The following is a 21,837-nucleotide window of genomic DNA, read 5'->3' on the forward strand; positions in this document are numbered from 1 at the left end:
ACTTGGCAATGGATTGGGTCACACGCGAAACGCCTGCACGGCAGTATTGAGCTGCCCGCCCAGCACCAGCAAATGCTCACCCTGGCTGCGCCCTTGTCCAATACGCAGCAAATTGTCCTCGCCCAGCTGGTGAATCCGCTCACTGTTGTCGCGAATCTCACTGACGGCGCCACTTTGCTGCGCGGTCACATCGGCGATGCGCACGGCGGTTTCGGAGATGGTACGGATCGCCCCGACAATCTCATCCAGCGCGCCGTCCGCCGCCTGGGCTTGCCGGGCGGTGGACTCGGCATGCTCGACCTGGGCGCGCATACCTTCAACCGATTGATGCGCGGCGGTTTGCAGGCCGGCGATCAAGCCCTGGATTTCGGCGGTGGCGCCTGCGGTACGCTGCGCCAGCGAGCGAACTTCGTCGGCGACCACGGCAAACCCGCGACCGGCTTCACCTGCCCGCGCGGCCTCGATGGCGGCGTTGAGCGCCAGCAAGTTGGTTTGGTCGGCAATTGAGCGAATCACTGTCAGCACGCCGCCGATGGTGGCGGACTCTTCGGCAAGTTTTTCGATCATTTGCGCATTTTGCTGCACTTCACCGACCAACGCGTGCAAGCCCGTCAGGCTCAAACCAATCACCCGCTGGCCTTGCTCCACCGCCTGGCCCGCGCTGCGGCTGGCGCTGGCTGCCTGGCTGGCGTCGCCGGCCACTTGCTGGATCGTCGCTTCGAGTTCGCCCAGAGAATCACGGATTTGCCCGGTGTCACCGGCCTGGCGCTCTGCGCCGTCATGCAACCCGCTGCTCAACTCGGCGAGGGCCCGGCTGCTGCCGGCCACTTCCTCGGCATTGCCGCGGATGGTGCCCACCAGGTCCACCAGATACGCGCGCAGGCGGTTCAGCGACGCTTCGATGTCGTGCAGCTCGCGGTTGGTCTTGCCGAGGGCAATCGACTGGCTGAAATCACCTTCGGCCCACGTCGACAGGGCCGGTGCCAGGTTGGTCAGCACCCGCGCCAGACGGCGTTGCAGGGTGTCGATCAGCAGTGCGATCAACAAAATCAGGCCGATCATCACGCCCTGCATAAGGCGCACCTCGCCCTGGATCTTGCCGTGTTGCGCGCGCACCACCGGCTCCAGACCGGCGATGGCTTGCTGCACGGCGGCGATTTTCAGGTGGGTGCCGGTGGCGAGGTCGGCGCGCCGCTGGATCTGCTCGCGGGTGCGTTTGAGTTCGGCGGGGTAGCGGGTCAGCAGGCTGTTGAGCTCGCGCTTGAGGTCGACGCCGGTGTCTTGCACTTCGGTCTTTTCGCTGTTTTCCAGGCCCATCATTGCGGAAAAATCATCGGCACTGGATTCATTGCTGGCCTTCACGCCCAGCAAGGGCAGTTGCGCCAGCAGGTCGGCCTGGCTGCGGATGCTGGCGATTTCGCGCTCTACATCATCGGCCAATTCTGCGCGGCCGCTACTTACCAATTTGTCGCGCGCCAGGGACAGTTTGCCGAGGTGTTGGGACGCCGCCAGCAATGGCGGCAGATAGCGGGCGGCATCCGGCGAATTCACGCCCATGGCGTACTGGCTCAGTTGCTCCAGATTTGCCCCCAGCTCACGTTCGGCTTGCAGCAGCAAGGCTTGTGGGTCGCCGGCCAGTTTGCCGGCGGCCAACAGGTCGGTTTTGCTGAACGTGTCCAGTTCGGTCAGGCTCGGGCGCAGGTTTTGCGCGAGGTCGGCGGGCAATTCATCCAGATGCTGCAACAGGCTTTCCAGGCTTTGGCTGGCACTGCTCAAGCGCAGGGCGTCGCCGCTGCCCAGGTAGTCGTCGATATTGCGCGCGGCCTGATTCTGGAAGGTCTGTGACAGCCCGAGGTAGCGCTCCATCAGCAGGTAAGGCCGCTCCAATGCACGTTGCGACCACCACAGCGTCGCCCCAAGTGCCAGGCACACGGCCACCAACAGGAGGGTATTGAGATTGGTCAGCAGCTTCAGGCGCATGCGTGGTTTCAACCGACAGCAAAAGATAAGTGCCTGAAGTTATTGCGTTTCCATTACAGAGTTATGACGGAATCGCTGGATTCCGGTGAAAAGATGGCACTTTGCTTTGACGTGCGCGCAGCCTGTACGCGGTTGCGCCCGGCATCCTTGGCACGGTACAGCGCCTCATCGGCCTGGGCCGCCATCATCAGGCTGTCGGAACCTTCGCACAGCTCCACCAGCCCGGCGCTGAAGGTGCACCACAAATCCTGCGGTTGGGCAGGGTAGTGGATTTCGGCAAAGCGCCCGCGAATTTCGTCCAGCACCTTGCAGGCCGATTCCAGGTCGGTGTCGGGCATCACGATGGCGAACTCTTCGCCGCCGTAGCGCCCGATAAAGTCGGTCTTGCGCAAACGCTGCTTGAGAAACAGCGCCAGGCTCTTGATCACGCGGTCGCCCATTGGGTGGCCGTGGCTGTCGTTGACCCGCTTGAAGTGGTCGATGTCGAGCATGGCAAAGCTCAGCGGCTTGTTCTCGCGGCGCGCGCGGAAGCTGCAGTCTTCGAGCAATTGCAAGATATGGGTGTGGTTGTACAGGCCGGTCAGGCTGTCGCGGACCATGCGCGCTTTCAAATTGCGCGCGCGCGCGGCGCGGTTGCGCACGGTGGTGATCAGGTGGCGCGGTTTGATCGGCTTGGTGAGGAAGTCGTCGCCGCCTTCGCTCATGGCGTCCAGCTGTTTGTCCAGGTCGTCTTCGGCCGACAGGTAGATGATCGGCACGCTGACATAACGGTCGTTGTGGCGAATGACCTTGGCCAGTTCGGTACCGGTACAGGCTGGCATGTACATGTCGAGAATGATCAGGTCCGGCTGGAAATCCGCCAGCTCGGCCATGGCCTGGATCGGCTCGATCAAGGTGCGGGTGACGATGCCGGCGCTGTTGAGCAGGCGCTCGGTGTGCAGCGCCTGGGCGCGCGAGTCGTCGATGATCAGCACTTTATAAGGTTCGTACTGGGCGACGCAGGTCAGCACTTCGATTTTTTCCAGCAGGCTGGAGGCTTCCAGGGTGCCGGTGAGGAATTCCTGTCCACCGGCGCGCACGGCGGCGAGGCGGGTGGGGGTGTCGGTTTCGTGCAGGCTGAAAAACAGCAGCGGCAGCTTTTGCTCCAGGCCTTCCTGGGCTTCGGCGGCGAGCTTGAGGCCAAGGCCGGCGCCGCAGAAATCCACGTCCATCACGATGGCCGACGGCAGGCGCTCGGCCATCGACGCGCGAAACGCCGCCACGCTGTCCAGGGACTGGGCGCTCAAACCAAAGAATTCCAGCTGCTTGGCCAGGCGCTCGGCGCGGTCGTGGTCGGCCAGCATCACGTAGATCGGCTTGCGCATGGGCGGCAGGAAGGTTTGTTCCAGCTGGTCGCCCTGGCGCAGGCCGGTGCGGGACAGGCGCTGCATCAGGCGGTTGAGTTCGGTGATCAGTTGGCTGCTCAGGCGGCCGCGATTGTCGTCCACGGCCTTGAGGGATTCGCCGATATGCCGCGCCAATTGGCCGTGCTCCGGCTGTTCGAAGCGCTCGGCAAAACGCAGCAGGCGCAGGTTGGCCTCGCTGAGTTCGGAGAAATCGGCGTTCGACCATTCGCTGCGTTGCAGGCGCTGCCAGATCTCAAGAATTTGACGTGCCTGATGAATTACCCGCTGGGCAAAATGGTGCTTGAGACGCTCACGGCTGGGGTCTTCTGGCTCGGTCATATCCTGACTACTAGTTAGGGCGCATGCTGAGGTCGACTGATGGCTCTATGCTAGCACCTCTTTTCCATTACATGAGTGTCATACGTCAATTAAGTACAGGTCTTGAGCATTCAGTTACCGACCTGTTGGTCGCGCAGCGTAAAAAACGTGCATCCTTTATAGTTGAACCTCGCGCACCTGCCACTTTCGGTTAAAAGCCCCGCATCCACGGGCACGATGGGGTAGGGTTGTGGTCGGAGTGTTTGAACGCACCCGGACCATTGACGTGCATGAACTCAAGTGATTGAAAGGATATCGCCATGCTGGACTGGAAAAACCGTGCAGGCAGCGCCAAAGGCCCTGCCCCTGAGCCCAAGTCGGCCAACCGCGGCTACTTTCGCAACCTGCTGATGAGCCGCGCCGTGCTCAGCGTGCTGGGCTTGTACCTGTTGGTCACCGGCGCCCTCGGCTGGTACTGGAGCGAAGAGCCGGCACTGTTCCCGGTCCAGCAAAATGCCCAGCTTGCCGCAGAAAAGGACGGCAAGCAGATGGTGGTGGGCTTCACCACCGTCGAAACCCTCAAAACAGTGGTCGGCACGCTGCTGAACAAGCCAGGCGGTTACATTTCCAATGACCGTTTCCCGCCAGGCCTGTGGATGGACAACATGCCGAGCTGGGAATACGGCGTGCTGGTACAGGTGCGCGACCTCACCCGCGCCCTGCGCAAGGACTTTGCGCGCTCCCAGTCGCAGTCGGCTGAAGACGCGGACCTGGCCAAGGCCGAGCCGCGTTTCAACTTCGACAACAAGAGCTGGGTGCTGCCGTCCAGTGAGTCGGAATATCAGGAAGGCATCAATTCCCTGAGCCGCTACGAAGCCCGCCTGTCCGACCCAAACCAGAAGGGCGCGCTGTTCTACGCGCGTGCCGACAACCTCAACAACTGGCTGGGCGACGTGGCCACCCGTTTGGGTTCGCTGTCGCAACGCCTGTCGGCCAGCGTCGGCCGGGTCAAGCTGAACACCGCTTTGAAAACCGAGGCGCTGGCGCCGGGCGAAGTGCCGCAGGTTGACGAAGAGGTGGTGGAAACCCCGTGGATGCAGATCGACAACGTATTCTACGAAGCCCGTGGTCAGGCGTGGGCCTTGTCCCATCTGCTGCGCGCCATCGAAGTCGACTTCGCCGACGTGCTGGCCAAGAAAAACGCCACCGTCAGCGTGCGCCAGATCATTCGTGAGCTGGAGGCCTCGCAGGAACCGGTTTGGAGCCCCATGATTCTTAACGGCAGCGGTTTTGGCATTCTCGCCAACCACTCACTGGTCATGGCCAATTATATTTCCCGGGCAAACGCTGCAGTGATCGACTTGCGTCAGCTCCTCAACCAGGGTTGATGATGGATGCTACCCAAAAGGAGGCCGCCCACCGCGCGGCCTCCGATGCCGAGCTGATCTGTTGGGTCGACGAGCGCGACAACCTGCTCGGCGCCCTGGTCAGGTCCGACCTGCGCCAACGCGGCCTGATCGGCCGTTGCACCTTTATCTTCCTGTTCAACTCCGCCGGTGAACTCTGCGTGCACCGGCGCACCCTGAGCAAAGCCATGTACCCGGGGTTCTGGGACACGGCGGCAGGCGGCATGGTGGCGGCGGGCGAAACTTACGCCTTGTCGGCCGCCCGCGAGCTGGAAGAGGAGCTGGGGGTCAGCGGCGTGGAGTTGGTCGAACACGACCATTTCTATTTTGAAGACGGCGGCAGCAGGCTCTGGTGCAAATCCTACTCGGCCGTGTGGGACGGGCCCCTGCAACTGCAGCCCGAAGAAGTCATGGAAGCGCGCTTTCTACCTCTCGACGTTGTGTTGCAGGAAGCTGAGCAAAAGCCGTACTGCCCGGACGCACAAGAGGGCTTGCGCCGCTATCTGGCCTCACGTCGCTAAAGTTGCAGAAATTGGCGCGATTTGGCTCTTAGCAAGTCGGCTTTTTGCCGTTACACTGCGCGACTTTTCACCCGAACCACCCTGCTGTTAGGAGCACCGCGGTTCGGTAGCGCTGCCCCTGCCTGAGTGGGGCTTCGCGGTCGGCAACCTATTTGCAGGTGCCGATCAGTCTTTGTCCTCCCAAGAGGATTGCCGGTGGCCAAAAAAGCCGCATCCTTCGCCGCCCTTGGTGGCCTGGTATTTTCCACCGACGCAGGTCGACACTGCCCGGACTGTCGTCAGCCCGTGGATTCGTGTACCTGCAAACAGACCCTGATCCCCGAAGGCGACGGCATTGCCCGCGTGCGACGCGAGAGCAAAGGCCGTGGCGGCAAGACGGTGACCACCATCACCGGCGTGCCTCTGGCCGAAGAACCCCTGAAGGCACTCGCCACCTCGCTTAAAAAACGTTGTGGCACCGGTGGCGCGTTGAAAGACGGCGTCATCGAGATCCAGGGCGATCACGTCGAGTTGCTGTTGGCCGAGCTGATCAAGCTGGGTTACAAGGCGAAGAAATCCGGCGGCTAGCAGCCTCTGTGAAACCCACCCCGATCGCCGGTTTGCTGAACGCACACTGTCGTCTCCATGGTTTTCACAGAGCCTGTTCCTGACCGGTGTCTAAACTCTGTCCTGCGAGCGGGGTCTACCTCTCTTACAGGCAAATCGTCATTTTCATTCTTTAGACTGCGCCAGCCTTTACGAGGGGCGGCGCCTTCGACTTCATTTATAGGGGACTTCGATGTCCGTACGACGCACACGCAAAGACGATGGCAGCCAATGGACAGTTGCGGACAGCCGCAGTGTTTACGGGATTCGCCATTGGGGGGCCGGGTATTTCGCGATCAATGATGCCGGTCGCGTTGAAGTCCGTCCGAACGGCCCGAACAGCACGCCGGTTGATCTGTACGAACAAGTCGACGAGTTGCGCAAAAGCGGCCTGTCCTTGCCCTTGCTGGTGCGTTTCCCCGACATCCTGCAAGACCGCGTGCGCCAGCTGACCGGCGCCTTCGACGCCAACATCGAGCGCCTGGAATACCAGAGCAAGTACACCGCGCTGTACCCGATCAAGGTGAACCAGCAGGAAGCGGTGATCGAAAACATCATCGCCACCCAGAACGTGTCCATCGGCCTGGAAGCCGGTTCCAAGCCCGAGCTGCTGGCGGTGCTGGCCCTGGCGCCGAAGGGCGGCACCATCGTGTGCAACGGCTACAAGGACCGTGAGTTCATCCGCCTGGCGCTGATGGGCCAGAAACTCGGTCACAACGTGTTTATCGTGATCGAGAAAGAATCCGAAGTCGGCCTGGTGATCGAAGAGGCCGCCAGCCTCAAGGTCAAACCGCAGGTTGGCTTGCGCGTGCGCTTGTCTTCCCTGGCGTCGAGCAAGTGGGCGGACACCGGTGGCGAGAAATCCAAGTTCGGCTTGTCGGCGGCGCAGTTGCTGTCGGTGGTCGAGCGCTTCCGCGCGGCGGGCCTGGACCAGGGCATCCGCCTGCTGCACTTCCACATGGGCTCGCAGATCGCCAACCTGGCGGACTACCAGCACGGTTTCAAGGAAGCCATTCGTTACTACGGCGAACTGCGCAACCTCGGCCTGCCGGTGGATCACATCGACGTCGGCGGCGGCCTGGGCGTGGACTACGACGGTACCCACTCGCGTAACGCCAGCTCGATCAACTACGACATGGATGACTACGCCGGTGTGGTCGTGGGCATGCTCAAGGAGTTCTGTGACGCGCAGAGCTTGCCGCACCCGAACATTTTCTCCGAAAGCGGCCGTTCCCTGACCGCTCACCACGCCATGCTGGTGGTGCAGGTGACTGACGTCGAGAAACACAACGACGAAATCCCGACCATCGAAAACAAGGAAAGCCTGCCGGAAACCGTGCAATGGCTGGTGGACCTGCTGGGCCCGACCGACATTGAAATGGTCACCGAAACCTACTGGCGCGCCACCCACTACATGAGTGACGTGGCCGCCCAATACGCCGACGGCAAGATCACCCTGGCCGAAAAAGCCCTGGCTGAGCAATGCTACTTCGCCGTATGCCGCCGGCTGCACGACTCGCTCAAAGCCCGTCAGCGTTCGCACCGTCAGGTGCTGGACGAGTTGAATGACAAGCTGGCTGACAAGTACATCTGCAACTTCTCGGTGTTCCAGAGCCTGCCGGACACCTGGGCCATCGGCCAGGTCCTGCCGATCCTGCCGCTGCACCGCCTCGACGAAGAGCCGCTGCGCCGTGCGGTATTGCAGGATTTGACCTGTGACTCCGACGGCAAGATCAAGCAGTACGTCGACGAGCAGTCCATCGAAACCAGCCTGCCGGTGCACGCGCTGAACGAAGGCGAAGACTACTTGCTGGGCATTTTCCTGGTGGGCGCCTACCAGGAAATTCTCGGCGACATGCACAACCTGTTCGGTGACACCGACTCGGTGAACATCTACCAGCGTGAAGACGGTTCGGTGTACAGCGCCGGTATCGAGACCCACGACACCATCGAAGACATGCTGCGTTACGTGCACCTGTCGCCGGAGGAGTTGATGACCCACTACCGCGACAAGTGCGCGAGCGCGAAGATCAGCGCCAGTGAGCGCACCCAGTTCCTCGACGCGCTGCGCCTGGGCCTGACCCGTTCGTCTTACCTGTCCTCGTAAGTCGGGCTAGTACAAATCCCATGTGGGAGCGGGCTTGCCCGCGATGGCGGTGTATCAGTGCAGAGTTTTTTGCCTGACACACCGCCATCGCAGGCAAGCCAGCTCCCACAGCTGGATCTTCGTTTGGCAGTAGCTTCTGTGTGAGGGCTGGGCGATGTCGAGCAAACTGTTGCAAGCGTTCACCCTGGCATTCGCCGCACTCCTCGTGGCCTGCTCCCCCATCAAAGTGCTCAACGCATTCACCCCTTCCAGTACCTTCACCAAAACATCATCCATCGCCTACGGTGATGACCCTCGGCAAAAACTCGATCTCTACCGCCCGTTTCCGGCCGTGTCCAACGCCCCGGTGGTGGTGTTTTTCTACGGCGGCAGCTGGAACAGCGGTTCCAAAGATGACTACGGTTTCGTCGGTGAGGCCCTCGCTTCGCGCGGCATGGTGGTGGTGATCGCCGATTATCGGCTTTACCCCCAAGTGCGTTACCCCGCTTTTCTCCAGGACGGTGCCAAAGCCGTGGCCTGGGCACATGAACACAGCGCCGACTACGGCGCCGACCCCAAGCGGATGTATGTGATGGGTCACAGCTCCGGCGCCTATAACGCATCGATGCTGGCGCTGGATCCGCGCTGGTTGAACGAGGTGGGTTTGTCGCCTTCGATCTTCAAGGGCTGGATCGGCCTGGCCGGGCCGTATGATTTCCTGCCGATTGAAAATCGCGACGTGCAGCCAGTGTTTTTCTTTCCCGACTCGCCACCGGATTCCCAGCCGATCAACCACGTCAGCGCCAGTGCGCCGCCCAGCCTGTTGATCGCTTCGACAGACGACAACCTGGTCAACCCCACACGCAATACCGGTGGGCTGGCGAACAGGTTGCGGGCTGCGGGCGTGCCGGTCGAAACGTTCTACTTCAGCAAAACCAGCCACGCGACATTGGTGGCATCGCTCGCCAAACCGCTGCGCTGGCTCGCGCCGGTGTTAGATCGAGTAACTGCCTTTATTCTTCCCTCCAGCCCTGCCCGGTAACCTGGGGGCTCGGCTTATTCAGGACTTTTGTTAGCCCTGATGATCAGACGCTCAGGTGTGTCGCCACTCTCTACTGACACGCCGTGGGGCGCGTCGCCCGGGTTCTCGGGAGTGGCGGTCAGTGGAAAACGGCTATCCATGTGCACCCGGTCTTGAGCGGACAGCGTCGTTTGCAGTTCTTGTTGAGTCACCACCACCGGGAAACGTGTCTGGTTCCAGACCTCCACCATTGCGCCATTGTTTGGCTCCGGCAGGCTCGTGGAAGGGCCGGGAGTGAAAGGCGAGGTGACAATGCCCGGTGTGATTTGCGGCGTCTCGGCGGGTGGCGGGGCGACCGGTTCGCTGGCTGGCGCGGGCTTTTTAGACTTGGACTTGCGGCTCAACGCCACGGCTATCAGGGCGACCACAATCAATACGCCGATGATGATGTAGGTGCTGTTGCTCATGTTGGCTCGTCCCTGAATTGAAAGAAGGTCGCAGCCTGAAACTGAGGGGGCTCCAGTCGCGACCTCTATTCAACGCCGCAAATGCGGCTATGTAACCTGTCAACATTAACAGGTCACATCATCTCAGCCATTGGTTATCCCTGTTCAAGCGCCAGGCGATTGCCCACAGCGTCAGGCTGCGCAAGGCCATGAACAACAGGAAGGTCAGCCACAGCCCGTGGTTGCCCAGCCCTTGCAACGCCCAGGCGACCGGCAGCGTCAGCAGCACGGTGAGCAGCATGCCATTGCGCATTTCCGTGGCGCGGGTGGCGCCGATGAACAGGCCGTCGAGCAGGTAGCTCCAGACGGCAATCAACGGCAGTACCGCCAGATAGGGCAGGTAGAGGTCGGCGGTTTCGCGCACGCTCGAAATGTCGGTTTGCATCGCGATAAATAAATGCCCGACAACCGTGAACAGCAGGGCGAAGCCAATGCTGGCGATCAACGACCAGCCGCCGGCCACCACCAAAGAGCGGCGCAGCGCCTGGCGGTCATGGGCGCCGATGGCGTGGCCGCACAGGGCTTCGACGGCGTGGGCCAGGCCGTCCAGCGCGTGGGCGGTCAACAGCAGCCCGTTGAGCAGCAGGGCGTTGGCCGCGACAGTCGCATCGCCCAAGCGTGCGCCTTGCACCGTGATCATGAAAAACACCGATTGCAGGGCGAGGCTGCGGATAAAGATGTCGCGGTTGACCGCCAGCAGCGGACGCCAGCTTTCCCACCGTTTCAAGGCTGCCCAGGCGATGTGCCCGGGGTAGGCGCGCAGGGCTTTTTGCGTGAGCGCCAGGCCGAGCAGGGCGCCGGTCCATTCCGCCACCACGGAGGCACGGGCCGAACCGGCGACGCCCCAGTCCAGTCCGAGGACGAACCACAGGTTAAGGGCGATATTGACCAGGTTCGTCGTCAGTAAAATTGCCAGCGGCGCCCGCGCGTTTTGTGTGCCGAGGAACCAGCCGACCAAGGCATAGCTGGCGAGCGCGGCGGGCAGGCCAAGCAATCGTGTGTGGAAAAATTCCTGGGTCAGCTGGTTCAGCTCGGGTGACGGCTGCATCCATTCCAGGGCCAAGTGGCTTAGCGGAATACCCACCGTGCCGAGCAGCGCCGCCAGGCCCACGGCGAGCAGCAAGCCCTGCAACAGGATTTGCCGCAACGCCGCACCATCATTGCGCCCGGCAGCCTGGGCGGCGAAACCGGTGGAGCCCATGCGCAGAAAACCCATGGCCCAGGCGAGGAAGGTATACAGGCTGGCGCCGACAGCCACAGCACCCAACTGGTGGGCGTGAGGCAAGTGGCCGATGACCATGCTGTCGACCAGCGCCACCAGCGGCACCGAAATGTTCGACAGGATCATCGGCGCGGCCAGCGCCCAAACGCGGCGGTGGGTGGGGCGGTGGCGCCAGTCGGTGAGCAGGGAATTCATGGAGGCTCCTTGGAGGAGCGGCATTGTAACCATCCCTCTATGCCACTGCAGGACCAATGTGGGAGCCGGGCCTGCCCGCGATGGCGGTGTAACAGTGCAAACGTTGTTGCCTGGCACACCGCAATCGCAGGCAAGCCAGCTCCCACAGGGTTCTTCAGTGTGTGTGGGATTTGGCCTGGCCTTACGTCTTGTAAAGAACCAGACCACCCTCCGTCGGTCAATGTGACCAGCACCACATCCGCCCTACCCGGGCTGTTATATAGTTCACCCCTCGGACCCCTCTCAATAAGAGTGCCTCATGCTTAACAAAGGACTGTTCCTGGCCTGCGCGCTGGCCCTGCTGAGCGCCTGCGATTCCTCCGACAAACCGGCTGCCCCGACGGCCTCCGCGTCCGCAGCGGCAACGGCTGCGCCCCAGCCTGCGAAAGCGGCGGTGGACGTGGCCGCGCTGAAACAGCGTTATGCCGGGCGTGAGTTGAGTGTGGTGGATGTGTCCGAAGTGCAACTCGACGGCGCCAGCACGCTTTCCGTGAGTTTTTCCATTCCGCTGGACCCCGAGCAGAAATTCGCCGACAAACTGCACCTGGTCGACAGCAAGTCCGGCAAGGTCGATGGCGCCTGGGAAATCTCCGACAACCTGATGGAATTGCGCCTGCGCCATCTGGAACCACAGCGCAAGCTGGTGCTGACGGTCGATGCCGGCGTGAAAGCGTTGAACGACAACAAGCTCGCTGCCGAGTACAGCGCCCGCCTGGAAACCCGTGACCTGCAAGCCACCGTCGGCTTCGCCAGCCGTGGCACTTTGCTGCCGACCCGCCTGGCCGAGGGGTTACCGGTGATCGCGCTGAACGTCGACAAAGTCGATGTTGAATTCTTCCGCATCAAACCTGAATCCCTGCCGTCGTTCCTGGCCCAATGGGGCCGCAATACCAGCCTGCAAAGCTACGAGTCCCGCGAGCTGCTGCCCATGGCCGACCTGGTCTACGGCGGCCGTTTCGACCTGAACCCGGCGCGCAACACCCGTGAAACCCTGTTGCTGCCGATTGCCGGCCTCAAGCAATTGCAGCAACCGGGCGTGTACCTGGCGGTGATGCGGGCTTCGGGCACCTACAACTATTCGCAACCGGCCACGCTGTTTACCTTGAGTGATATCGGCCTGTCGGTGCACCGCTACGCCAATCGCCTGGACGTGTTCACCCAGGCGCTGGAAGGCGGCAAGGCACTGGACGGCGTCGACCTCGAAGTGCTCGATGCTGAAGGCCGTGTGCTCGGCCAGGGCAAAACCGAGAAGGGCGGTCACGCCGAGTTGCCGCTGCCGAAAAAAGCCCAGGTGCTGCTGGCCAAACAGGGCGAGCAAACCAGCCTGCTGCGCCTCGACAGCGCCGCACTGGACCTGGCCGAGTTCGACATCGGCGGCCAGCCGTCCCACCCGTTGCAGTTCTTTGTGTTTGGCCCGCGCGACTTGTATCGCCCCGGCGAAACCGTACTGCTCAACGCTCTGCTGCGCGACAAAGACGGCAATGCCGTCAAGCCGCAGCCGGTGAGCGTCGAAGTCCGCCGCCCGGATGAGCAGGTCAGCCGCAAGTTTGTGTGGGACGCCGATGCGTCCGGCCTCTATCAATACTCACTGCAACTGGCCGCTGAAGCGCCGACCGGGCGCTGGCAGTTGGTGTTCGACCTGGGCGATGGCAAACCGCAGCTGTATGAATTCCTGGTTGAAGACTTCCTGCCTGAACGCCTGGCGCTGGAACTCAAAGGCAGTGATACGGCCTTGAGCCCGGCGGACAACCCGGTGATTCAGGTTAACGGTCGCTACCTGTATGGCGCGCCGGCCTCGGGCAACCGGGTCAGCGGGCAAGTCTATGTGCGGCCACTGCGCGAGGCGGTCAAGTCGCTGCCCGGTTACCAGTTCGGCTCCGTCACCGAAGAAGAACTGAGCCAGGATTTTGAACTGGACGAGAGTGTGCTCGACGCCAAGGGCCAGGAAGCGCTGACCCTGGAAAGCAAATGGGCCGACGCCAAGTCGCCCCTGCAATTGATCGTGCAGGCCAGCCTGCAGGAGTCGGGCGGGCGGCCCATCACACGGCGGTTGGTGCAGCCGATCTGGCCGGCCGAGCAATTGCCGGGCCTGCGTGGCTTGTTTGACGGCAAGGAAACCGATGGCGACGGCCCGGCGGAATTCGAAGTGCTGGTGGCCAACCAGGACGGACAAAAGCTCGCCGCGCAGAACCTCAAGGTGCGCCTGGTGCGTGAGCGCCGCGACTACTACTGGAACTACTCCGAGAGCGATGGCTGGAGTTACCACTTCAACGAGAAATTCCTCAACCTCGACGAGCAAACCCTGAACATCAAGGCCGGCGACACGGCCAAGGTCAGCTTCCAGGTAGAGTGGGGCCCGTACCGCGTCGAAGTCGAAGACCCGCAAACCGGTTTGATCAGCAGCCTGCGTTTCTGGGCGGGCTACCAGGCCCAGGACAATACCGAAGGCGGTGCTGTGCGCCCGGATCAGGTCAAGCTGGCGCTGGATAAACCGGCGTATGGCGACGGTGACACCGCCAACGTCACCGTGACGCCTCCGGCTGCGGGCAAGGGCTACCTGCTGGTGGAGTCCGCCGAAGGCCCCCTGTGGTGGCAGGAAATCGACGTGCCGGCCGAGGGCAAAAGCTTCGCCGTGAAGCTCGATCCCAAATGGGCGCGTCATGACCTTTACGTCAGCGCCCTGGTGATTCGCCCCGGCGAACGCAAAGCCAACATCACTCCCAAGCGCGCGGTCGGCCTGTTGCACCTGCCGCTGGACCGCACCCAGCGCAAACTGGGCGTGACCCTCACCGCGCCGGAAAAAATGCGCCCCAAACAACCACTGACGGTGAAAATTGCCGCGAAAAATGCCGACGGCAGTGTGCCCAAACAGGTGCATGTGTTGGTGGCGGCAGTGGACGTGGGCATCCTGAATATCACCGAATACCCGACGCCCGATCCGTACTCCAGCCTGTTCGGGCGCAAAGCCTACGGCGTGGATCAGTTCGACATTTACGGCCAGTTGATCGAAGCCGGACAGGGCCGCCTGGCCAGCCTGGCTTTTGGCGGCGACGCTGCACTGGCCAAGGGCGGCAAGCGCCCGGACACCAGCGTGACCATCGTTGCGCTGCAAAGCGCACCCGTCACGTTGAATGAACAGGGCGAGGGCGAAGTCAGCGTCAATATTCCCGACTTTAACGGCGAGCTGCGCCTGATGGCCCAGGCCTGGAGCGATGACCGCTACGGCATGGCCGAAGCCAAAACAGTGATCGCCGCGCCGTTGATTGCCGAACTGTCGGCGCCACGCTTCCTCGCCGGTGGCGACCAGACTACCCTGGCGCTCGACCTCTCAAATCTGTCGGGCAAGGCACAGAAACTCGACGTGCAATTGACTGCCGAAGGGCAACTGGAGCTGGCCAACACCAGCGGACAAACTGTTGAACTCAAGCAAGGCCAGCGCACCACGCTGCGTATCCCGGTGAAAGCCTGGGGCGGGCTGGGGCAGGGCAAGGTCAAGGTGACGGTGAACGGCCTCGACCTGCCGGGTGAAAACCTGCCGCCGTTCAGCCGCGAGTGGACCTTGGGCGTGCGCCCGGCGTACCCGGCGCTGCTCAAGCATTACCGCGCGGTGCTCAAGGATCAGCCGTGGAGCCTGCCTGCCGGCGCACTGGATCAATTCGATGCGTCGGGGCGCGAAGCACTGTTGAGCCTGTCGAGCCGACCGCCACTGAACCTCGGCGCGCAGATCAGTGCGCTCAAGGCCTACCCCTACGGCTGCCTGGAACAGACGGCGAGCGGTTTGTACCCGTCGCTGTATGCCGACGATGCCTTGCTCAAACGCCTGGGCGTCAAGGGCGAGCCGGATGCGGCGCGCAAACGCAAGATCGAGCTGGGTATCGAACGCCTGCTGGGCATGCAGCGCTACAACGGCAGTTTTGGTTTGTGGGGCGCCGACGGTGAAGAGGAGTACTGGCTGACCGCTTACGTCACCGACTTTCTGCTGCGCGCCCGTGATCAAGGCTTTGCCGTGCCACCCGAAGCCTTGAAGAAAGCCAGCGAGCGCCTGCTGCGGTATGTGCAGGAACGCAACCTGATAGACGTGGATTACAGCGACAACGCCGACCATACCCGCTTCGCCGTACAGGCCTACGCCGGCATGGTGCTGGCGCGCAGTCAGCAGGCGCCGCTGGGCGCGCTTCGCAGTATCTTCGAGCGTCGCAGCGATGCGCGTTCCGGGTTGCCGCTGGTGCAACTGTCCATCGCCCTGCAGAAAATGGGCGACCAGCCGCGTGCTGATCAAGCCTTGCTCGCCGGTCTGGCGGCGCAGCGCAATGCCAATGAATGGTTGGCCGATTACGGCAGCCCGCTGCGGGATCAGGCGATGATCCTGGCGTTGCTGGAGGAAAACGACCTGGCCAAAGGCAAGCGCGAGGAGCGTTTGTTTACGCTGTCGGATCAGTTGGCGGCCAGCCCTTACCTGTCGACTCAGGAGCGCAATTCGCTGTTCCTCGCCGGGCGCCTGGGGTTCTCGCAGCCCGAGACGAACTGGCAGGTGTCGCTGACCGGCAGTGGCGGGGTGCAGGCATTGAACAATCAGCACTCGACGCTGGAACTCGAAGGCAAGTTGTTGTCCAGCGACCTGACCTTGAGCAATCAGGGCGAGCCACCGGTGTATCAGCAACTGACGATTTCAGGTTATCCACAGGTGCCACCGGCGCCGGGTGGCGACAACCTGAGCATTCGCCGCGAATACCTGGGCATGAACGGCCAGCCGCTGAACCTGCGTAACCTCAACAGTGGCGATCTGGTGCTGGTGCACCTGGCGGTGAGCGCCAAACAGCGCGTGCCGGATGCCCTGGTGGTGGACCTGTTGCCCGCCGGCCTGGAACTGGAAAACCAGAACCTGGCGCAAAGCGCGGCCAGCCTGGAAAACGCCAGCAGCCAGGTGAAGGAATGGCGTGAGTCGATGCAGAACGCGTCCCTCAAGCATCAGGAGTTTCGCGATGACCGTTATGTGGCGGCGATGAACCTGGACGGCTCTGGCACCACGCACCTGCTGTACCTGGCGCGGGCTGTGACGCCGGGCACTTATCGAGTGCCGCCGCCGCAGGTGGAGTCGATGTACCGGCCGAACTGGCAGGCGGTGGGCGAAACCCCGGCGGATCTGGTGATTAAAGGCCGCTGAAATCTCAACTTGAAACAGGGCCTGAATGTGGGAGCAGGCTTGCTCCCACAGAGGATATGAGTTGTTACTGGAATTAGTGCACGACCCAGCTCAGCAACCATAGCCCCAGCATCAACCAGATAATCCCGAAGATGATCGACGCTCGCATAAACGCCCGCACTGCCGAATACAGAAACAGCAAGCCAACGATCAGCGTGAGGATGCTGATAATCGAGGTGTCCATGCCCAGAGTGCGCGACAAACCTTCGACGAAGTTGCCGCCGGCGTGGGTCAGGGCACCGAACAACCCGCTGAGCCCGTCGACGATAAAGCGGATGACGGAACCGAGCGCCTGGCCCAACCATTCGAAGAAGCTTTCTACCTGCATGTGTGTGTCCTGATGAGAAGGTGGGCGTGTGTTTGCCTTTGGTTGTGATTGCGCAAGGCTAGTTCCCTATAAGCATAGAGGTTTGCAGGTTAAATAATGGGTTTGCTTGGTAACGGATACACACACTCCCATGTGGGAGCCGGCTTTCCGGCGATCGCGGTGGGTCTGTGAAAAACATGCTGACTGATCCACCACTATCGCCGGCAAGCCAGCTCCCACAGTTATTGCGTTGGAGCCTGGAGTTTGTGGTGTTGCTGTTGGCGCTGTTGTGGTTGGCTGATCGGCTCTGGCCACTGCCGTTGCCCAAGGATGATCTGGCACGCGTCGTCCTCGCCGAAGACGGCACACCCCTCTGGCGCTTTGCCGATGCCAACGGCGTGTGGCGCTACCCAATTCAAACGAATGACGTCTCGCCGTATTACCTCGACGCGCTGCTCACCTACGAAGACCGCTGGTTTTATCAGCACCCTGGGGTGAACCCCCTGGCGCTGGTGCGGGCGACATGGCAGAACCTCACGGGCGCGCGGGTGGTGTCGGGTGGCAGCACCTTGTCGATGCAGGTAGCGCGTTTGCTGGATCCACATTCGCGCACCTTCCACGGCAAATTGCGCCAGTTGTGGCGCACCGCGCAGCTGGAGTGGCACCTGTCCAAGGAGGAAATCCTCAACCTGTACCTGAACCGCGCGCCATTCGGCGGCACGTTGCAAGGCGTGGCGGCAGCCAGCTGGGCGTACCTGGGCAAATCCCCGGCGCAATTGACCCATGCCGAAGCGGCCTTGCTCGCGGTATTGCCCCAGGCGCCGAGCCGCTTGCGCCCGGACCGCCACCCGCAGCGTGCCCAGGAAGCCCGCGACAAGGTGCTGCACCGCCTCGCCGAGTTCCAGATGTGGCCGCAATCGGCCGTCGATGAAGCCCTCGAAGAACCGCTGCTGCTCGCGCCGCGTCTGGAACCGAGCCTGGCGCCGTTGCTGGCACGGCGCCTGAACCGCCCCGACAGCCCGCCACTGATCCGCACCACGCTGGACGCGACCCTGCAACGGCGTCTCGAAGACTTGCTGCTCGGCTGGCGCGCACGCCTGCCGGAACACACGTCTGCCGCGATTCTGGTGGTGGAAGAAGAAAGCATGGCCGTGCGCGCCTACCTCGGCTCGGTGGATATCAATGACGCCAAGCGCTTTGGCCATGTGGACATGGTCAGCGCGTTGCGTTCACCGGGTTCTACCTTGAAACCTTTCCTCTACGGCATGGCCCTCGATGACGGGTTGATCCATTCCGAATCCCTGTTGCAGGACGTGCCCCGGCGCTATGGCGATTACCGCCCGGGCAACTTCTCCATGGGCTTTACCGGCGCGGTGCCGGCGAGTACGGCGCTGTCCAGTTCACTCAACTTGCCCGCCGTGCAATTGCTCGAGGCTTACGGGCCGAAGCGGTTTGCTGCGCAGATGCGCATCGGCGGCGTGCCTCTGGCCTTGCCGGCGTTGGCCGAACCCAACCTGGCACTGATTCTGGGCGGCGCTGGCAGCCGCCTGGAGGACCTGGTCAGCGGCTACAGTGCCTTCGCCCGCGATGGCCGCAGCGCCACTATTCGACTGCAACCGGATGACGTACTCAGAGAGCGACCCTTGCTGTCGCCAGGCGCCGCCTGGATTGTGCGCCGCATCCTCAGTGGTCAGGCGCGGCCGGACCGCGACCCGCGTGCCGAGCTGGTGCAGCGCCCGGTACTGGCCTGGAAAACCGGCACCAGCTACGGCTTTCGCGATGCCTGGGCGATCGGCGTGGGGCCGCGGTACTTGATCGGCGTGTGGATCGGCCGCCCCGACGGCACGCCGGTCCCGGGCCAGTTCGGCCTGGCGTCAGCGGCGCCGCTGATGCTGCAAGTGCACGACGTGCTGACCAACCGCGACAGCCAGCGCGGCATCAGCGCGCCGGTCAAACCGGTGCCGGCCAATGTCGGCGTGGCGGCGATCTGTTGGCCGCTGGGCCAGCCCATGAGTCGCGTGGATCCCAATTGTCGCCGCCAGCGTTTTGCCTGGACGCTGGACAACACCACGCCGCCGACCTTGCAGGCATTGGATCAACCCTTGAGCGTCGGTTTGATGGAAAGCGTGTGGGTCAATGCCGAGGGCTTGCGGGTTGATGCCCACTGCCCGGGCGCGGTCGCCAAACATATCGCGCTGTGGCCCGCGCCGCTGGAGCCGTGGCTGCCGCGAGTGGAGCGCCGTGAGGCGCGGATCCCGCCGGCGGACCCGGACTGCCCGCCACCGGCGTTGGCGGCGGCGTCGCCGTTATCGATTGTCGGCGTACGCGAGGGTGATCAGTTGCGCCTGCCGGCGGGCAGCCAACAGGCGTTGCGCCTCAAACTCTCCGCGCTGGGCGGCAGTGGCCGGCGTTGGTGGTTTCTCAATGGTGCGCCGTTGGGTGACAGTGCCAATCAGGATTTCATTAATGCCAGCTTTGAGCGGCTGGGTCGCTATGAGTTGAGTGTCTTGGATGAGGCGGGTCAAACGGCACGGCTGGAGTTCAGCGTCGTCGATTAGACCGTTATCGCGGGCAAGCCCGCTCCCACATTTTCAGGTAGTCACGCATCAACGTGTGGGAGCGGGCTTGCCCGCGATAGCGGCCTAAAGGTTCACTTGCCTTCAAGGCTGATCCCCCCGAAGCTATACACCTTCAGGAGCCCCCGCATGAACCTTGAACACCTCACCGAACGCCTGCACCGCATCCGCGATACCAATGACTGGAAGCAGTTCCACAGCCCGAAAAACCTGGCCATGGCCGCCAGTGTGGAAATGGCCGAACTGGTGGAAATTTTCCAGTGGCTGACCGAAGACCAGTCGCGCCAGTTGCCCGCCGACACACTCGCCCATGCCGGGCAGGAAGTCGGTGATATCGTGTTGTACCTGCTGTTGCTGTGCAGTGAGTTGGGGCTGGACATGAACGAAGTTGTGCGCGCCAAGCTGGCCGACAGCGAACGGCGGTTCGCCCATGAGTGATCGTCATTTCGACCAGTTGGCCACGCGTTTTGCAGAGAAAATCTACGGTGGCGCCAAGGGCGCGATTCGCCTGGCGGTGCTGCAGGCCGACCTGACCGAAGCGCTGCCGCAACGCCCTTTGCGCGTGCTGGATATCGGCGCGGGCCTGGGCCATATGTCGTTGTGGCTGGCCGAGCAAGGCCATCAGGTGACCCTCGCCGAGCCCGCCGAGCCGATGCTCGAGGGCGCCCGCCAGCGCTTTGCCGACGCCGGCCAGACCGCCACCTTCATTCATGCGCCGTGGCAGGACCTGCCCGGCCAGCTCACCGAACCTTACGACCTGGTGCTGTGCCACGCCGTGCTGGAATGGCTGGCCGAACCCCATGCGATCCTGCCGGTGCTGCACCCGCTCACGGTGCCCGGCGGCCTGTTGTCGCTGGCGTTTTACAACCGCGACGCACTGATTTACCGCAACCTGCTCAAAGGCCACTTCCGCAAAATGCGCAAGAACGACATGGCCGGCGAAAAACAGAGCCTCACGCCGCAACAACCGCTCGACCCACGTGAGCTGGCGGCGCAACTAGAGGGGCTTTGGCAGGTCGAAAGCCAAAGTGGCGTGCGGGTGTTCCACGACTATATGCCGGTGGAATTCCAGGCCCGCGCCGATTTACAGGACCTGTTGGAGATGGAACTCGCTCACCGTCGTCACCCAAGCTTTGCCGGACTTGGGCGTTATTTGCACTGGATTTGCCGTCCGGTTTAAGCGGCCCAGTCTGCGGAGGTCGAAATGCGCCGTCTCTGTTTGATCCTGTTGTCCCTCGGCTTGGGTGCGTGCTCCACGCCCAATCCTTACGTGGCCGCTTCGGCCCCGATGCCGCCGGCTCCGGCCCGGGCGGCGAACACCTTTGATGCCAGCGCCTATCCCGCGCCGGTGCGTGACTACGGCGCCTATCGCAGTTGGGGCTGGCTCAACGGCCAGCTACCGGCAGGTTCGGCCTGGGCCGATTCGGCGCAGATTGCCGAGGCGGTCAGTGGCGCGCTGGACCAGCGTGGCTTGCGCCCGTTGCATGACAACCGTGCCCCCGACCTGCTGGTCAGCGCCGATGTGCGCCTGGAAAAACGCCTGCGCCAGGTCCAGGACGACTATGGCTACGGCTATGGCGGCTATAACCGCTATGGCAACGGCTACGGCATGTACAACACGGTGCCGGTGGTACGCACCTATGAAGTGACGGTCGCCGTGGCGCGCATCAGCCTGTTCGATGGCCGTACCCGCCAGCCGGTCTGGAGCACCAGCGCCGAGACCGCCAGCCAGGGCAGCCTGAGCGAAAAGGCCGATGCCTTGCGCGAGGCGATGCAGAAAGCCATGACGGCCTACCCGCCCAGTTAACAGCTATTCTCATCTGAAGAACGGTTCGTCCTTTTTGGAGAAACACCATGCTTCGTCGCATTGCTGCACTTGCTGTTGTTGTATTGCTGGGCGGCTGCCAGACCAGTCAGGTCAACCACGACTTTGACGCCAGCCGCGATTTTGGCGCCTATCGCAACTGGGCCTGGAAAGACCCGGCGCTGCAATACCGCCCGGATGATCCGCGCATCAAGAGTGACCTCACCGAGCAGCGCATTCGCCAGGCAGTGGGTGAGCAACTCGACCAACGCGGCCTGCGCCCGGCCGCGCCGGGGGCCAAGGCTGACCTGAATGTGCAGGCCTACCTGATCGTCGAAGACCGCCAGCAACAAGTGACGACCAACTACGGCGGCGCCTGGGGCGGCCCGTGGAATGGCTATTGGGGCGCGCCGATGTACAACGAAACGCGCAACATCACCTACAAAGTGGCGACCATCCAGATCGACCTGCTCGACGGCAAGGACGGCAAACTGGTGTGGCGCGGCAGTGATGAGCAAATGATGGCCAGCTCGCCGAACCCTCAGGACCGTGACACCGCCATTCGCACCACCGTGACCAAGATCCTCAGCAACTACCCGCCCCGCTAAAACACACCATAGAACCCCTGTGGGAGCGGGCTTGCCCGCGATAGCGGTCTGACAGTCGCTGATTTATTGACTGAT

At 62.6% G+C, this 21,837-nt stretch carries 16 protein-coding genes; 11 read left to right on the forward strand and 5 right to left on the reverse strand.

The annotated features are described in order from the left end of the window. Nucleotides 1–18 precede the first annotated feature (18 nt). Nucleotides 19–1,980, reverse strand: coding sequence for a methyl-accepting chemotaxis protein (locus tag ATI14_RS10290; RefSeq protein WP_016972515.1), 1,962 nt, complete (start codon nucleotides 1,978–1,980; stop codon nucleotides 19–21). A gap of 53 nt (nucleotides 1,981–2,033) precedes the next feature. Then, nucleotides 2,034–3,704, reverse strand: coding sequence for a response regulator (locus tag ATI14_RS10295; protein ID WP_016972514.1), 1,671 nt, complete (start codon nucleotides 3,702–3,704; stop codon nucleotides 2,034–2,036). Nucleotides 3,705–4,093: 389 nt separating this feature from the next. On the opposite strand from ATI14_RS10295, the gene ATI14_RS10300 reads away from it, so the two are divergent. The 5 genes from ATI14_RS10300 to ATI14_RS10320 all read left to right on the forward strand — a co-directional run bounded on the left by ATI14_RS10300 (nucleotide 4,094) and on the right by ATI14_RS10320 (nucleotide 9,323). Continuing rightward, the gene (locus tag ATI14_RS10300; protein WP_370589148.1) at nucleotides 4,094–5,071 is read left to right on the forward strand and encodes a DUF2333 family protein; all 978 of its coding nucleotides are present in this window, start codon (nucleotides 4,094–4,096) and stop codon (nucleotides 5,069–5,071) included. A 2-nt stretch (nucleotides 5,072–5,073) separates the two neighbouring features. Next, on the forward strand, nucleotides 5,074–5,610 hold the full coding sequence (locus tag ATI14_RS10305) for an NUDIX hydrolase (RefSeq protein WP_031320109.1): 537 nt from the start codon (nucleotides 5,074–5,076) through the stop codon (nucleotides 5,608–5,610). Between the two features lie 195 nt (nucleotides 5,611–5,805). Next, a complete protein-coding gene (locus tag ATI14_RS10310) occupies nucleotides 5,806–6,177 on the forward strand; it encodes a translation initiation factor Sui1 (protein ID WP_016972511.1) in 372 nt (123 codons plus the stop codon). 211 nt (nucleotides 6,178–6,388) lie between these two features. Further along, nucleotides 6,389–8,302 carry an arginine decarboxylase gene (speA, locus tag ATI14_RS10315; RefSeq protein WP_016972510.1) on the forward strand — a complete coding sequence of 638 codons (1,914 nt, stop codon included), beginning with the start codon at nucleotides 6,389–6,391 and terminating at the stop codon, nucleotides 8,300–8,302. 154 nt (nucleotides 8,303–8,456) lie between these two features. Further along, complete coding sequence (locus tag ATI14_RS10320) at nucleotides 8,457–9,323, forward strand: alpha/beta hydrolase (RefSeq protein ID WP_016972509.1); 867 nt, start codon at nucleotides 8,457–8,459, stop codon at nucleotides 9,321–9,323. 14 nt (nucleotides 9,324–9,337) lie between these two features. On the opposite strand, the gene ATI14_RS10325 is transcribed toward ATI14_RS10320, so the two are convergent. Both ATI14_RS10325 and ATI14_RS10330 read right to left on the reverse strand, forming a co-directional pair. Further along, nucleotides 9,338–9,769: a hypothetical protein gene (locus ATI14_RS10325; protein ID WP_016972508.1), complete on the reverse strand. Its 432-nt coding sequence runs from the start codon at nucleotides 9,767–9,769 to the stop codon at nucleotides 9,338–9,340. Nucleotides 9,770–9,887: 118 nt separating this feature from the next. After that, entirely contained in the window at nucleotides 9,888–11,225 is a 1,338-nt protein-coding gene (locus tag ATI14_RS10330) for an MATE family efflux transporter (protein WP_080520624.1), read from the reverse strand. Between the two features lie 298 nt (nucleotides 11,226–11,523). On the opposite strand from ATI14_RS10330, the gene ATI14_RS10335 reads away from it, so the two are divergent. Further along, entirely contained in the window at nucleotides 11,524–16,428 is a 4,905-nt protein-coding gene (locus ATI14_RS10335; RefSeq protein WP_080520623.1) for an alpha-2-macroglobulin family protein, read from the forward strand. A gap of 73 nt (nucleotides 16,429–16,501) precedes the next feature. Here the strand turns inward: ATI14_RS10335 and ATI14_RS10340 are convergent, their stop codons facing one another. Continuing rightward, entirely contained in the window at nucleotides 16,502–16,795 is a 294-nt protein-coding gene (locus ATI14_RS10340) for a hypothetical protein (protein WP_016972504.1), read from the reverse strand. A gap of 176 nt (nucleotides 16,796–16,971) precedes the next feature. Here ATI14_RS10340 and pbpC point away from each other — a divergent pair, with 176 nt between their 5' ends. The 5 genes from pbpC to ATI14_RS10365 all read left to right on the forward strand — a co-directional run bounded on the left by pbpC (nucleotide 16,972) and on the right by ATI14_RS10365 (nucleotide 21,762). Further along, on the forward strand, nucleotides 16,972–19,332 hold the full coding sequence (pbpC, locus tag ATI14_RS10345; protein ID WP_222997226.1) for a peptidoglycan glycosyltransferase PbpC: 2,361 nt from the start codon (nucleotides 16,972–16,974) through the stop codon (nucleotides 19,330–19,332). Between the two features lie 147 nt (nucleotides 19,333–19,479). Continuing rightward, complete coding sequence (locus ATI14_RS10350; protein ID WP_016972502.1) at nucleotides 19,480–19,788, forward strand: MazG-like family protein; 309 nt, start codon at nucleotides 19,480–19,482, stop codon at nucleotides 19,786–19,788. After that, the gene (locus ATI14_RS10355) at nucleotides 19,781–20,530 is read left to right on the forward strand and encodes a methyltransferase (RefSeq protein ID WP_016972501.1); all 750 of its coding nucleotides are present in this window, start codon (nucleotides 19,781–19,783) and stop codon (nucleotides 20,528–20,530) included. Before ATI14_RS10350 ends, ATI14_RS10355 begins: the two co-directional genes overlap by 8 nt. 24 nt (nucleotides 20,531–20,554) lie before the next feature. After that, nucleotides 20,555–21,157 carry a DUF4136 domain-containing protein gene (locus ATI14_RS10360; protein ID WP_016972500.1) on the forward strand — a complete coding sequence of 201 codons (603 nt, stop codon included), beginning with the start codon at nucleotides 20,555–20,557 and terminating at the stop codon, nucleotides 21,155–21,157. Nucleotides 21,158–21,204: 47 nt separating this feature from the next. Continuing rightward, a complete protein-coding gene (locus tag ATI14_RS10365; RefSeq protein WP_016972499.1) occupies nucleotides 21,205–21,762 on the forward strand; it encodes a DUF4136 domain-containing protein in 558 nt (185 codons plus the stop codon). Nucleotides 21,763–21,837 lie beyond the last annotated feature (75 nt).

The sequence above is a fragment of the Pseudomonas tolaasii NCPPB 2192 genome (assembly GCF_002813445.1).
Lineage (GTDB): Bacteria > Pseudomonadota > Gammaproteobacteria > Pseudomonadales > Pseudomonadaceae > Aquipseudomonas > Aquipseudomonas tolaasii.

Excerpts from the sequence above, each read along its gene's own strand:
- ATI14_RS10305 (WP_031320109.1), top strand. The coding sequence starts at position 5,074 with ATGGATGCTACCCAAAAGGAGGCCGCCCACCGCGCGGCCTCCGATGCC.
- pbpC (WP_222997226.1), top strand. The coding sequence starts at position 16,972 with ATGCTGACTGATCCACCACTATCGCCGGCAAGCCAGCTCCCACAGTTA.
- ATI14_RS10355 (WP_016972501.1), top strand. The coding sequence starts at position 19,781 with ATGAGTGATCGTCATTTCGACCAGTTGGCCACGCGTTTTGCAGAGAAA.
- ATI14_RS10340 (WP_016972504.1), bottom strand. The coding sequence starts at position 16,795 with ATGCAGGTAGAAAGCTTCTTCGAATGGTTGGGCCAGGCGCTCGGTTCC.
- ATI14_RS10295 (WP_016972514.1), bottom strand. The coding sequence starts at position 3,704 with ATGACCGAGCCAGAAGACCCCAGCCGTGAGCGTCTCAAGCACCATTTT.
- ATI14_RS10325 (WP_016972508.1), bottom strand. The coding sequence starts at position 9,769 with ATGAGCAACAGCACCTACATCATCATCGGCGTATTGATTGTGGTCGCC.
- ATI14_RS10360 (WP_016972500.1), top strand. The coding sequence starts at position 20,555 with ATGCGCCGTCTCTGTTTGATCCTGTTGTCCCTCGGCTTGGGTGCGTGC.
- ATI14_RS10290 (WP_016972515.1), bottom strand. The coding sequence starts at position 1,980 with ATGCGCCTGAAGCTGCTGACCAATCTCAATACCCTCCTGTTGGTGGCC.
- speA (WP_016972510.1), top strand. The coding sequence starts at position 6,389 with ATGTCCGTACGACGCACACGCAAAGACGATGGCAGCCAATGGACAGTT.
- ATI14_RS10350 (WP_016972502.1), top strand. The coding sequence starts at position 19,480 with ATGAACCTTGAACACCTCACCGAACGCCTGCACCGCATCCGCGATACC.
- ATI14_RS10365 (WP_016972499.1), top strand. The coding sequence starts at position 21,205 with ATGCTTCGTCGCATTGCTGCACTTGCTGTTGTTGTATTGCTGGGCGGC.
- ATI14_RS10300 (WP_370589148.1), top strand. The coding sequence starts at position 4,094 with ATGAGCCGCGCCGTGCTCAGCGTGCTGGGCTTGTACCTGTTGGTCACC.
- ATI14_RS10320 (WP_016972509.1), top strand. The coding sequence starts at position 8,457 with ATGTCGAGCAAACTGTTGCAAGCGTTCACCCTGGCATTCGCCGCACTC.
- ATI14_RS10335 (WP_080520623.1), top strand. The coding sequence starts at position 11,524 with ATGCTTAACAAAGGACTGTTCCTGGCCTGCGCGCTGGCCCTGCTGAGC.
- ATI14_RS10330 (WP_080520624.1), bottom strand. The coding sequence starts at position 11,225 with ATGAATTCCCTGCTCACCGACTGGCGCCACCGCCCCACCCACCGCCGC.